Raw genomic sequence first — 12276 nt, forward strand, 5'->3', positions numbered from 1 at the left:
TGAGAAGAATTTCTTTAACCCAGGTTATGAATAAAAGAGACACTGAGAGACGCAGGCTTGGTTGCACTATCTCCGGAAGAGCGATAGCGGCAGGCAGCCCGAACGGGCTACTTGCCGCAAATGACCGCGTTTAGAAGGTTTCCCACTCTTCTTCGACTTCCTTCACTCGCTGGTGGGCCTGCGGTTTGGGGTCGGCCATCGGTCGGGCCAGGGCGGCCGGAATTGCGCGTTGTGGCCGGGCGCTAGGTGCCGTGGCGGTATTGGCTGGCGTATCGCCCAGTACGAACGAGGACATCAGCTCGTCGAGCAGTCTAGCATTCTCATGCATTGCGGCAGCCAAGCCGGCACTCTGGTTGACCATGGCGGCGTTCTGCTGCGTCATGGTGTCCATCTCAGCCACTGCCGTATTGACCTGTTCGATACCCGCCGTCTGCTCGCGGGCACCGGCGGTGATTTCGCTGATCACATCCGAGACCTGAACCACACTCTGGCGCAGCTCCTCCATGTGCTCGGCGACTGCCTTGACGATCTCGCCACCCGCCTGGGTGTGTTTGACCGAGGTGTCGATCAGTCCGCGGATATCCTTCGACGCGTCGGAGGAGCGACTGGCCAGGTTACGTACTTCCTGGGCCACCACGGCGAAACCGCGCCCATGTTCGCCGGCCCGAGCCGCTTCCACCGAGGCGTTGAGCGCCAGGATGTTGGTCTGAAAGGCGATCGAGTCGATCAGCCCAATGATATTGCCTATCTTGTTGGCCGACTCATCGATGGCCGCCATCTTGCTGCGCATCTCGGTCATGGCCGCATTGCCGCGCTCGGCCACGCCTGCTGCATTAATCGCCAGCCCATTGGCCTGTTCGGAGGCCTGAGCCGTATGGGACACGGTAGAGTGGATCTCCTCCATGGAGGCGGAGGTTTCCTGCAGGTTGGCTGCGGCCTGCTCGGTGCGCGAGGAGAGTTCCTGGGTGCCGTCGGCGATGTCTCCAGCGCCGGCCAGCACCGTGCGTGCGTTTCCGCGGACCTGAAGCAGCGTGTTCTGCATGCGCTCGACGAAGGCATTGAACTGGGTGGCAAGTTGGCCGACTTCATCGTGGCTGTCCACCTTCAGGCGCTGCGTCAAGTCGCCTTTGCCCTGAGCGATGTCCGCCATGGCAAGCGTGGTCCGACGAATGGGAGATAGTACCTTGCGTGAAGAGAGCGTCACGATGGTCAATAGCAGTGCCAGCGTGGCGACGCCGGCGAGCAGCAGTGAGAAGAGCAGGTTCCGGCTGACGCCGGTGAATACCGTATTGGGGATGGCGGCGGCTAGCACCCATCCATCGGTTCCAGAGACGGGATGCCAGACCATGGTCACGGCTCCGCCGAAAGGGGACGTGACCTGGCCGATCCCGGCACGGCCTTCCATCATCTGCTGGCCCAGCGCATTGGCGCCGCTGAATCCAGCCTGGTCGGCTTCGGTGACGCGAAGTGCCATGCGGATCTCGGGGTCCGGATGGGCAACGACCATGCCGGTGCGGTCGACCATATAACCGTAGCTGCCCTCACCGGCATCGATGGCCGAGGTGATATCGGATACCGCCGCCATGGAGAGCGTGATACCTAGCAGACCGACCCGATTGCCGCGCGCGTCGAAGATGGTCTCGGCGACAATGGCCGTCGGCTTGCCGCTCACGAGAGAGATCACCGGATTACCGAGAAGGCGCTCTGCCGTACCGTCGATGACCAGCTCTCTGAAGTAGTCGCGCCCGGAAATGTCCGCCCGAGCTCCGGTATGGGTGATGGTGTCGCCAGTGGCATCGGCAAAGTAGAACGACTCGATGGTGGTATCGCCTGGGTGGCGGGACGCGAGCCATGTGAGGTGCGACTCGACATCAGTGGGCTCGGCCAATCGTTCATCCTTGGCCAGCCCGCTCAGCAGGGTCCGATAGCCGGAGATCCAGCGACCGATCTCGTCGGCGCGGGCTTCCACCTGGCGCATGCTGGCGTTTTCCACCATTGGTGGGATGGTGGCGTTGAGCTGGGTATGCACGATCACGCCAAGGCACAGGAACGCCACCAATAGCGGCAGGCCTATGGCGCCGAGTAGTTTTTGCGTAAGAGTCAAGCGGGACAATGCTCTCATTTATGGGCTCTCTTTCAGGCTATTTTGTAGTCGTCGGGGTACCGTTCCACCGGCAAATATTTTCGGTCGTGGTGCATAGCCGCCTTTCGTTCGGGTGAAGGGCGACATGGACCGACGTGTGGTGGGGTATTGTTGTTATGAAAGTACTTATGAAAGTACGGGGAACGGACTGATTGAGAGGAGGCCGAAGCCCCTCTACATGGTGGCTATCGGCCAAAAGTTAAGTGACTTGAGAATTCGTCACGAAACCGCCATGAAAAGGTAAGAATCGTCTGGGCTCAGCCAGACTTCTCTTCTTCTTCACGTCGGGCTTCATCCAACGCTTCGGGCAACTCCATCACCAGGCAGGCGCCGTGAAGGGTGGGAGCGTCGTCGACCCAGAGACGGCCGCCAAGGTGGGCGACGATGCCGCGGCTTATCGGCAGCCCCAGGCCACTGCCGCGTGGGCGGCCGCGAGCCTTGCCGCTGGACCCACCGAAACGCTTGATCTGGTGGAATTTTTCGAAGACGCGCTCGCGCTCGTCCAGATCGATTCCCGGCCCGTTGTCCTCGACGCTCATGCGAAAGCTCTGCTTGTGCCGTGCCAGGTGCAGGCGCACCCTGGGAGCGTCGTCGTCGGCGAACTTGCCCGCATTGTCGAGCAGATTGATGATCACCTGCTCCAGTCGGTCGGGGTCGCCGACGATCGGCGCTTCTTCGAGGTCCAGGTCGACCTCGAGCGAGACGCCGCGATCTTCCTGCAATCGATGCACGGCATCCACGCTGTGTCGTATCAGGGCAACCAGGTCCAGCGGTTGCGGACTCAGCGTCAGCCGGCCGCTTTCCAGGCGCGCCAGGTCGAGAATCTCCTCGATCAGTCGCGACAGACGCTGGCTTTCCAGCACCACCACCTCGAGAAAATGCACGCGCTTTTCTTCCGGCAGATCCTTGCCGTCGCGCAGGATTTCGGCAAAGGCGCGGATCGAGGTCAGAGGCGTACGCAGTTCATGACTGACCATGGCCACGAACTCATCCTTGAGGCGATCGAGCTCCCGCAGACGTTCGTTGGCGGCGCGCAGCTCCTCGCCGATGCGGGCGAGCTCATTCGATTTCTGCTCGAGGCGACGGTTGTATTCCAACGTCTGTGAGGTGGTGTCGAGAATGCTGAGGATGGATTCGAGATCCAGCGCCTCGCCGCGAACCACGGAATTGATCAGGACCCGGGCCGAGGCGCTGCCCAGTGCGCCCGACAGGGCCTGTTCGGCACGGGCGATCAGCGCCGGTGGGGCAGGAGCGTCGGCAGCCGGGTTGCCATGCTGATCGGCCAGGATTCGCGCTGTGGCGGTGGCCCCCAAGTAGCGGTTGAGTAGGCTCTGCAGCTCGCCCCGCGTCGTCTGGCCGCGCCACAGCGACGTGTGCTGGAGCCCGGGGTTCATGGCCTCGGTGAAGAGGGCTGCCTGGGTCTGTTCCACCGGCGTCTGGCGGGTAAAGAGCGAAACGCCGACCAGTAGGCCCACGTTCGCCAGCAGGCTCCACATCAGTGAGTGGCTGTAGATATCGAAGCCTTCGAGTCCGAACAGGGCATAGGGGCGCAGCCATGCCTGACCCAGCAGACCTTGCTCGAGGAACGTAGCCTCGAGCCAGCCAGACTGAGCGAAGCCCGGCAATAGCAAGGTATAAAACCAGATAAGGAAACCGGCCAGCAGGCCCAGCGTGGCTCCGGCGAGAGTTGCCCCGCGCCAATACATGCCTATCAGCATTGCCGGCGCGAACTGGGCAGCGCCGACGAACGAGACCAGGCCGATGGTCACCAGGCTGTAGGAGTCACCTATCAGCGCGTGGTAAAGATACCCCAGCAGCAAAATCAACACGATGGCCACTCGGCGGATTCCCAGCAGCCAGCCGGCCAGTTCGCCCTGGGAGCTGAGATGGAGTCGTTTCGAACGAAGCAGGAGCGGCATGATCAGCTGGTTGCTGACCATGGTTGAGAGTGCGATGGTCTCGACGATCACCATACCGGTGGCGGCCGACAGTCCGCCAATGAAGACCAGCAGCGGAATGCCCTCGATCCCCGCCGACAGCGGTAGGGTCAGGACGAAACTGTCGGGGTCGCTGTTGCCTACTGGCAGCAACAACCCGGCCATGGCGATGGGAATAACGAACAGATTGATGGCAACCAGGTAGAGCGGGAACAGCCAGCTGGCGCGCTCCAGGTGTCGTTCATCGACGTTTTCCACCACCAGCACCTGAAATTGCCGAGGCAGGGTAAGGAACGCGAGGAAGGCGAGTACCAGGGTACCGACCCAGCCGATGGCACCACCGGGAACGGCATCGAGCCCCAGTACACCCGTGAGTTCAGGCGCTTCCACCACCTGGCGGAACAGGTCGCCGGGGCCGTTGAACAGCACGAAGACCACGAAGATCCCCACCGTCAGGAACGCTACGAGCTTGATCAGCGACTCGAAAGCGATGGCGGCCACCATACCTTCATGGCGCTCGCTGGCATCCAGGTGGCGGGTGCCGAACAGGATTATGAACACCGCCAGCACCAGCGCCACCCAGAAGGATTTGTCGACCCAGAAGCTCTCATCGGCCAGGCGGAAGTCAGCGGCATCGGGATAGTTGACGAGAACGGCGTGACTCAAGGTGATGGCCTTGAGCTGCAGAGCGATATAGGGCGTGATGCCGATCAGGGCGATGATGGCAACCAGCGCGCCGAGGCTCGAACTCTTGCCATACCGGGCACTGATGAAGTCCGCTATGGAGGTGATGCGCTGTGCGCTGGCGATTCTGACCATCTTGCGGATCATCATCGGCGCCATCAGCATCGCCAGGGTGGGACCGAGATAGATCAACAGGAAACTGGGGCCGAACTCCGCAGCTCGACCCACGCTGCCGTAGAAGGTCCAGGCCGTGCAGTAAACCGCGATCGACAGTGCATAGACGGTGGGCGAGCCGATGATGGAGCGGCCGCGTTCGGCGCGCCGGTCGCCCCAGGCAGCGATCACGAACAGTAGCGCCAGATAGCCGAAGGCTACCGTCAGCACTACCGGATCCGTCCTCATCGCGTCACTTCTCCTCCCGCCGGTGCTCCATCAGCCAGGCCGTCAGGCCGATCACCAGCAGCCAGACCACGAAGAGATAGAGCGGAAGCCAGGACAGACCTGGCTCGGGTCGATCGAAGATCAGCACCAGCGGTGGTGAGAAGAGCAGCAGCGCCAGGCCGATCAGCGCCATGAGTCTGGCTTGGGTGGAAGCGGCGTTCATGTACAGGCATCCTCCCTATCGAAGGCGGTGGCTTGAAGCGCCAGCGCCTGCTCGAGGGTTTCGATACCGCGTGCTTCCAGGCGTGGCAACAGCGCCAGCCACAGTTCAGCCGTGACTCGTGCATCGCCCAGGGCCGTGTGGCGAGTTCCCGGGGGGAAACTCAGATCATAGCGCTCGGCTAGGGTGTCCAGGTCGTGTCCATCGAGACTCTCGTCCAGGGCGCGGGAGAGCAGCAGCGTATCGAGCACCGGCATCTCGAGGGTGATACCACTTCCAGGCGATTGAAGCGCTAGCAGGTCGAAGGCGGCATTGTGGGCCAGGACCACGGCTTCACCGACAAAGTCGCGGAAGCGTGGCAGCGCTACCGATAGCGGCGGGGCGCCGGCCACATCGCTGTCGGTGATGCCATGTATCGCGGTGCTGGCGGGCGGGATCGGTATGCCCGGGTCGACCCGCACGTCGAAGATGTCACTGGCCAGCAGCCGCGCATTGACGATGCGACAGCCACCGATACTGATGACCGTATCGCCCCGGCGCAGCTCCAGGCCCGTGGTTTCGGTATCGAATGCCACGATCTCGAGGGCACGCAGTGGGCGGCGGGCCAGTTCGGCATCGGGAGGTGGCAGGTCGGCGATGCCGAAGTCGTGGAACTCCGGCCGCGGCGGTAACTGGCTGGGCGGTGCGCCGACCCGCTCCATGGCTGGCAGCGGTAACCGCAGGCGCGCATGCTTACCGTCAGAGTCGGCCAGGCTCCAGGCATCGCTGGCGTGCTGTCGTAGCAGGTCACCGACTCGCGGTGAGAGCGGCAGACTCTCCAGACGCTGGGCGCACCAGTTGGCCAACTCGCGCTGGGGCAGCGGGCGTCCGGGCCAGATCAAATCGAGATAGACTCGGCGGTTGCCAAGCAGCATCTCGCCTTCGAAATCGGTGACCCCGGTATGTGCGCTCAACCGCTTGAGCAGAGAGTCGAGCAGGACGAGTAGCGCCGGTGCATCGCCCTTGAACCATGCCGGCATGCCGATGGGTAATACCACGATGGGGTTGTCTCCCAGTCTTTCATTGAGAGATTGCCACAGGTCGTTGGACCAGAGGGGCACCAGCCGCTCCCCCTGCTTCTGCATGTCATCGATGAGGCGACCGAGATTCTCGATCTCGCTCCCCAGGGCGCGACTCTCCTCATCGATCACCGCTTCGAGCCGCAGGCGCAGGGTCTCATCGATGTGTCTGGCATGCCGTACGCTCCCCAGGGCTTCGGCGGCGCTGGCCAGACTTGCCCCGTGCCGGCGCAGTGGAGCCACGCGCTCCGCGAGGTCGGCCCGAGCACCCATCTCGCTGGTCCAGGCTGCGGTGGCGTCGTCCAGGGTCAACAGCGTTTCGCCATTGCTCTGGGGCACACGGCGCATGGCAATGTGCAGCCAGCGTTCGTTGCAAGGTACCAGGAGTTCACGGGGCGAGCCGTCGTCGGGTAGCTGTCCGAGCGAGTCCTGCAGGCTCGCTACCGGCAATAAGGTATCCAGCCGTTTGCCGAGGCCGAGCCCGGGGTGGCCTGCGAAGAGCGCTTCTGCAGCCTGGTTGAACAGCAGCAGGCGACGGTGGTGATCGCACAGCAGCAGTGGGGTATCGAGCACTTGCAACAGCGTCTCGAGTTCCTGGCGTATGCGCGCGGCGCTGCGTGCCCCTTCGGCATGTGCCGTGGCGAGACGGGCTCGGTCGCTGCGCCAGGCTTCGCGCACGCGCATCAGGTCAGGCCCCAGCCCCCGCAACCAGCCTTCGGGTGGATAATCCTCGCGGGCATCGGGGTTGGCTACCAGGCGCGCCAACTGTACCTGAAGGTGGCGTAGTGGCGTGAACAGCATGCGTTCGAGCAGCAAACCCACCAGGAAGATGGTTCCACCGCCGGAAAAACAGCCCAGCCATAGCACGGCTCGCGCCAGGCCCTCCGGTTGAAACAAGCTGTCCAGCCAGGCGGCGAAGAGAGCCCCGCCGAGCAGGCTGATACCGCTGAGAAGTAGCCACAAGCCGATCAGGCGTTGTCGCTTGGGCAGTTTTCCGCCCCTCATCAGGCGTCCTCGGCCAGCAGGGATTTGACCTTCTCCACCAGGGCCTGGGTCGAGAAAGGCTTGGTGACATAGTCGTCGGCGCCCAGGGCCAGCCCTTTTTCGCGTTCTACTTCGCGCCCATGGGCCGTCAGCATGATGATCGGAAGTCGTGCATGACGTGAGTCTTGACGCAACTGCTCCAGTACGTCGAAGCCGCTGATACCGGGCAGGCTGATGTCCAGAAGAATCAAGTCGGGCGGAGACGCCTCGACCTTGGCCAGTGCCCCTTCGCCATCGTCGGCCGTGTCAACGTCGAAACCAGCCTGCTGCATCAGGAACTCCAGCGACAGGACGATGTTGGGTTCATCGTCTACCACCAGTACCTTGGCCATTCATCACTCCTCGGGGCGTATTTATAGCTTGTTAATCACCAGTCTAGTGCGCGGGTTCGAGTCAGCAAAGACGACCTTGGGCCAAACTGCCACGCTCTTCGCCCCCACTCGTTTCATTTACCTTCCGGGCCGGTTCTGTTCTCCTCGGGAGCCGATGCCGTGTTTTCAAAGAGAGTCGTGCAATGATACGTGTCCACCATTTGCAAAATTCCCGTTCTCAACGCGTGCTATGGCTGTTGGAAGAGCTAGGCGCACCTTACGAAGTGATCGAATACCGACGGGACCCCAAAACGCTGAGGGCGCCCGCGTCCCTCAAGGCCATTCATCCCCTGGGCAAGTCGCCGGTCATCTCCGATGAGAGTCGTGATGGGCGTGTCATCGCCGAGTCGGGCGCAATCCTGGAGTATTTGCTCGATCGTCACGATCCCGAATCGAAGCTGCGCCCCATGCCGGGGGATGAAGCCTACGAACGCTTTCGCTTCTGGTTGCACCATGCCGAAGGCACCGCGATGCCGCCGTTGGTCATGCGGCTCGTGTTTTCCCGGCTTAGCCAACCACCGGTACCGGCACTTGTTCGGCCACTGGGGCGAATGTTCGCCAAGGGGGTGGAGCAGAAGTTTCTAGGACCGGAAATCCGCTCGCTCCGGCAGTACTGGGAGGAGGCGCTGTCGAACGGCAAGTGGTTTGCCGGTGAACGCTTCAGTGCCGCCGACATTCAGATGAGCTTCCCCGTGCTTGCCCTGGAGGGCCGAGGAGGCCTCGAGGGCTATCCAAACCTCCAGGAGTTTCTCGACCGGTGTCGCCAGCGTGACGGTTACCGTAGGGCAGTGGCGCAAGGCGGCGAATTCGGGATTGGCTGAGCCAGGGTCAGCGACCGTTGTCATTGCCTCCGACCTTGCGGAACTTGGGACCCAAGGGCCCGAGCCACAGCCACACCTGCGCCAGTACCAGCACCGGTAACAGCCAGGGCGGAGCGCCCGTGGTACGGGTCAGAACATGAAAGATCAGGTAGGCCGCAATACCGGCAGCCAGGCCGACCAGGGCGTAGGTCGACGCACGTGCCTGACCCGGCTGCCGAGTCACGCGGAACAGCAGGCCTATGAAGGCGCCGAAGGCACCGGCCATGACGAGTTGAAGCAGGCTTTCTTGCATGACGGTCTCATCGTTCAGGAACTGCTGTGAGGTAGCGTAACCTGCGTGCCCCGTCGAGGATGTACGACCTTTGATCATGTCAGCAGCCCAGCTTCACCACGGTATGCGTTAAGACTTTAGGGGTAGATTGCGTACAGATTAAGGCCGAAAGTTGGACTTGTCGGCTTGCTCTGCGCATCATTTCAGGTCAGTGCCCAACGCGCTGGATACCTGACGCTTCGCGAAACATGCGAGCCAGCAAGAAAGAAGAAGAACATCTTCCTCAAAAAGGAGCCGATCGGAATGAGTGCTATCGTTCTGCTGATTCTAGGGCTTGGCGGAATGGCCGCGGGTTACTTTTTCTACTCGCGTTTCATTGCCACCAAGATCTATCGCCTCGATCCCGACTTCAAGACGCCAGCCCATGAGTTCGAAGACGGAGTCGACTTCGTACCCACAAATCGCTTCATCCTCTGGGGGCACCATTTCACCTCGGTGGCGGGTGCCGCCCCCATCGTCGGGCCGGCCATTGCAGTGATCTGGGGCTGGCTTCCGGCCTTCCTGTGGGTCGTGTTCGGCACCATCTTCTTTGCCGGTATCCATGATTTCGGCGCGATCTGGGCCAGTGTGCGCAACAAGGCCAAATCCGTAGGCGCTTTGACCGGCGATGTGGTCGGAAAGCGTGCCCGTAGCATCTTCATGATCGTCATCTTCCTCGTGCTGCTGATGGTCAACGCGGTTTTTGCCGTGGTGATCGCCGGGCTGATGATGAATTTCTCCACCGCGGTAGTACCGGTATGGGGAGCGATCCTGGTGGCGCTGATCATCGGACAGCTGATCTATCGCCGCATTCTCAGCCTGCCGGTGGTCTCCGTGCTGGGGGTCATAGCGCTCTATGTGCTGATCTTCATCGGCCCTGCAGTGCCGGTGCAGATGCCGTCCGAAGTGGGCGGTCTTTCCGGCAATGCCGTATGGATCCTGATCCTGTTCGCTTATGCCGCCATCGCTTCGTTGCTGCCGGTGTGGGTGCTGTTGCAGCCGCGCGACTACATCAACGGCTTGCAGCTGTTCATTGGCTTGATCGTGCTCTACGGTTCGATCGTGCTGCTCAACCCGACCCTGGTGGCACCGGCTTTCAATACGGATGTGCCGGCGGGAACGCCTTCGCTGATACCGCTGTTGTTCGTGACCATCGCCTGCGGCGCCATTTCGGGTTTCCACGGCTTGGTGTCCTCCGGCACTACCTCGAAGCAGCTCAATCTCGAAACCGATGCCCGTTTCGTCGGCTACTTCGGCGCGGTAGGGGAAGGCATGCTGGCGCTGGCGGCCATTCTGGCGGCGACTGCCGGTTTCGCGACGTTCGCCGATTGGCAGGCGATGTACACCGCCTTCGGTCAGGGCGGTGTCAATGCCTTCGTCGAGGGCGGTGCCTACATGATCCACAACGGCCTGGGGCTCAACGAAGTGACCGCGGCCACCCTGCTCACGGTCATGGCGGCGCTGTTTGCCGGCACCACCATGGACACGGGCCTGCGCCTGCAGCGCTATATCTTCCAGGAGTGGGGCGAAATATATAACCAGCCGTGGATGAAGAAGAACGTTCCCGCGACGCTGCTGGCGGTCGGCAGCTGTCTGCTGTTGGCCTTTGGCGCCGGCGGTGCCGATGGCACAGGCGGCATGATCATCTGGCCGCTGTTCGGCACCACCAATCAGCTGCTGGCCGGCCTGACCCTGCTGGTGATTACGGTCATGCTGGTACGCCTGCGTCGGCCCATGTGGTACACCCTGGCGCCGCTGTGTTTCCTGCTGGTGATGACCATCGGCGCGCTGTTGATTCAACTGCGCACCTTCTTCGAACAAGGTAATTACTTCCTGCTGTTCCTCGATATCGTGGTGCTGATCGCGGCCATCCTGGTGGCCATGGAATGCGCCTCGGCGCTCAAGCGTTCTCGGGCGGAAATGGCCGAGCAACAGGAGTGAGCTACGGTGAATGAGATGAAGGACGATCATGATCCATCGCATGATCCTCGTGAACGGATTCGGGCCTGGCTGAGCCAGGCCCGTTTCTTCGCCGAGGAGGTCTACTCCTCGCGCTATCGGGGGGCGATTGCCCGGGCCCGGCGTGACGAGGACGATCTGTTCATGCTGCTGGTGTTCTCGGAGATGATGGGGGTGCCCAATCCGGCTGCCTATTACACCCTGGAACTGCAGCCGCTGCTGCTCGAACGCTTTCATGACTGGCACCGGCGCATGGGCATGGAGAGATCGCCCCTGGACCATTTCAAGTGCTGTTGAGCGTCCTGCCAGGTCGAAGCTGATTAAGTAGGGATTGGAATGAAGGATCTGCTTGGAAAACGCCTGCTTTGGGTAGGCGGCAAGGGTGGCGTGGGCAAGACCACCGTGGCCGCTTCGCTGGCGGTGCTTGCGGCGCGGCGGGAACGGCGTGTACTGGTAGTCTCCACCGATCCCGCGCACAGTCTAGGCGATGTGTTCGACCGTGAGCTTGGAGATGTGCCGCGGCGACTGCTGCCCAATCTCGATGCCATGGAGATCGACCCGGACGCCGAGGTAGAGGCGCACCTGTCGCGGGTCACCCAGCAGATGCGTCGCTATGCGGCGCCGGAGATGATGCAGGAGCTGGAGCGACAAATGCGTCTGACCCGGCAGTCGCCGGGTACCCAAGAGGCGGCGCTGCTGGAGCGAATCTCACGGCTCATCGTCGATGACGAAGCGCCCTATGACCTGGTGATTTTCGATACCGCACCCACGGGGCATACCTTGCGGCTATTGTCGCTGCCCGAGGCCATGGCGGCCTGGACCGATGGCTTGCTGGCACACAATCGCAAATCCGAAGAGCTGGGCAAGGTGCTCTCTCACCTCACGCCCAAGCGAGGACGTGACGTGGCCACCCCCTTCGACGACCCTCAGGAGGACCCATTCAGCGACCTCGACGAGCGTACACGTGACGTGGCGCGGACCTTGGTCGAACGTCGGCGGCTGTTCCATCGCGCTCGGCGGCGCATCGAGAACTCTCAGGAGAGCGGCTTTCTGTTCGTGTTGACGCCCGAGCGCCTGCCCATACTCGAGACGGGACGTGCGGTGGCGGCACTGGAGGCGGCCAAGGTACCGGTCGCCGGAACGCTGGTGAATCGTGTGATTCCCGAGACTGCTGAAGGCGGGTTCATGCGCGCCAGACGTGAGCAGGAGGCAACTTATCTGACACGTATCGATGAGCAGTTCGCTCACCTGCCGAGGCCGAAGCTGCCGCTGCTGGAGAGTGACGTGCAAGGAATCGCCATGCTCGAGGAGCTGGCTACCCGTCTGGAAACGGCTGGTTTTTGATCGC

10 protein-coding genes are annotated in these 12276 nt (G+C 62.1%); 4 read left to right on the forward strand and 6 right to left on the reverse strand.

Annotated features, from left to right (window positions below; translation table 11 throughout):
• Positions 1 to 130: 130 nt before the first annotated feature.
• From AC2VNO_RS16030 to AC2VNO_RS16050, 5 genes are all read right to left on the reverse strand, one after another.
• Positions 131 to 2122 (reverse strand): methyl-accepting chemotaxis protein, encoded by a 1992-nt coding sequence (locus AC2VNO_RS16030; RefSeq protein WP_486935062.1) that lies wholly within the window; start codon positions 2120 to 2122, stop codon positions 131 to 133.
• Positions 2123 to 2400: 278 nt separating this feature from the next.
• Positions 2401 to 5166: an ATP-binding protein gene (locus AC2VNO_RS16035; protein WP_486935063.1), complete on the reverse strand. Its 2766-nt coding sequence runs from the start codon at positions 5164 to 5166 to the stop codon at positions 2401 to 2403.
• A gap of 4 nt (positions 5167 to 5170) precedes the next feature.
• On the reverse strand, positions 5171 to 5368 hold the full coding sequence (locus tag AC2VNO_RS16040; RefSeq protein WP_486935064.1) for a hypothetical protein: 198 nt from the start codon (positions 5366 to 5368) through the stop codon (positions 5171 to 5173).
• On the reverse strand, positions 5365 to 7428 hold the full coding sequence (locus tag AC2VNO_RS16045; protein WP_486935065.1) for a 3'-5' exonuclease: 2064 nt from the start codon (positions 7426 to 7428) through the stop codon (positions 5365 to 5367). The genes AC2VNO_RS16040 and AC2VNO_RS16045 overlap by 4 nt, the downstream gene beginning before the upstream one ends.
• Positions 7428 to 7799, reverse strand: coding sequence for a response regulator transcription factor (locus tag AC2VNO_RS16050; RefSeq protein ID WP_228576479.1), 372 nt, complete (start codon positions 7797 to 7799; stop codon positions 7428 to 7430). Before AC2VNO_RS16050 ends, AC2VNO_RS16045 begins: the two co-directional genes overlap by 1 nt.
• A gap of 200 nt (positions 7800 to 7999) precedes the next feature.
• Between AC2VNO_RS16050 and AC2VNO_RS16055 the strand changes: the two genes are divergently transcribed.
• On the forward strand, positions 8000 to 8659 hold the full coding sequence (locus AC2VNO_RS16055) for a glutathione S-transferase family protein (RefSeq protein WP_486935066.1): 660 nt from the start codon (positions 8000 to 8002) through the stop codon (positions 8657 to 8659).
• Positions 8660 to 8666: 7 nt separating this feature from the next.
• Here the strand turns inward: AC2VNO_RS16055 and AC2VNO_RS16060 are convergent, their stop codons facing one another.
• Positions 8667 to 8951 (reverse strand): hypothetical protein, encoded by a 285-nt coding sequence (locus AC2VNO_RS16060; protein ID WP_486935067.1) that lies wholly within the window; start codon positions 8949 to 8951, stop codon positions 8667 to 8669.
• Positions 8952 to 9233: 282 nt separating this feature from the next.
• Between AC2VNO_RS16060 and AC2VNO_RS16065 the strand changes: the two genes are divergently transcribed.
• From AC2VNO_RS16065 to AC2VNO_RS16075, 3 genes are read left to right on the forward strand one after another with little or no spacing between them, the layout of a single operon-like run.
• Entirely contained in the window at positions 9234 to 10910 is a 1677-nt protein-coding gene (locus AC2VNO_RS16065) for a carbon starvation CstA family protein (protein WP_486935068.1), read from the forward strand.
• Positions 10911 to 10925: 15 nt separating this feature from the next.
• Positions 10926 to 11225 (forward strand): cory-CC-star protein, encoded by a 300-nt coding sequence (locus tag AC2VNO_RS16070; RefSeq protein ID WP_486935093.1) that lies wholly within the window; start codon positions 10926 to 10928, stop codon positions 11223 to 11225.
• Between the two features lie 39 nt (positions 11226 to 11264).
• Entirely contained in the window at positions 11265 to 12272 is a 1008-nt protein-coding gene (locus AC2VNO_RS16075) for an ArsA family ATPase (RefSeq protein ID WP_486935069.1), read from the forward strand.
• The last annotated feature ends 4 nt before the right edge of the window (positions 12273 to 12276 follow it).

The sequence above is a fragment of the Halomonas sp. TH-94 genome, assembly GCF_057473365.1.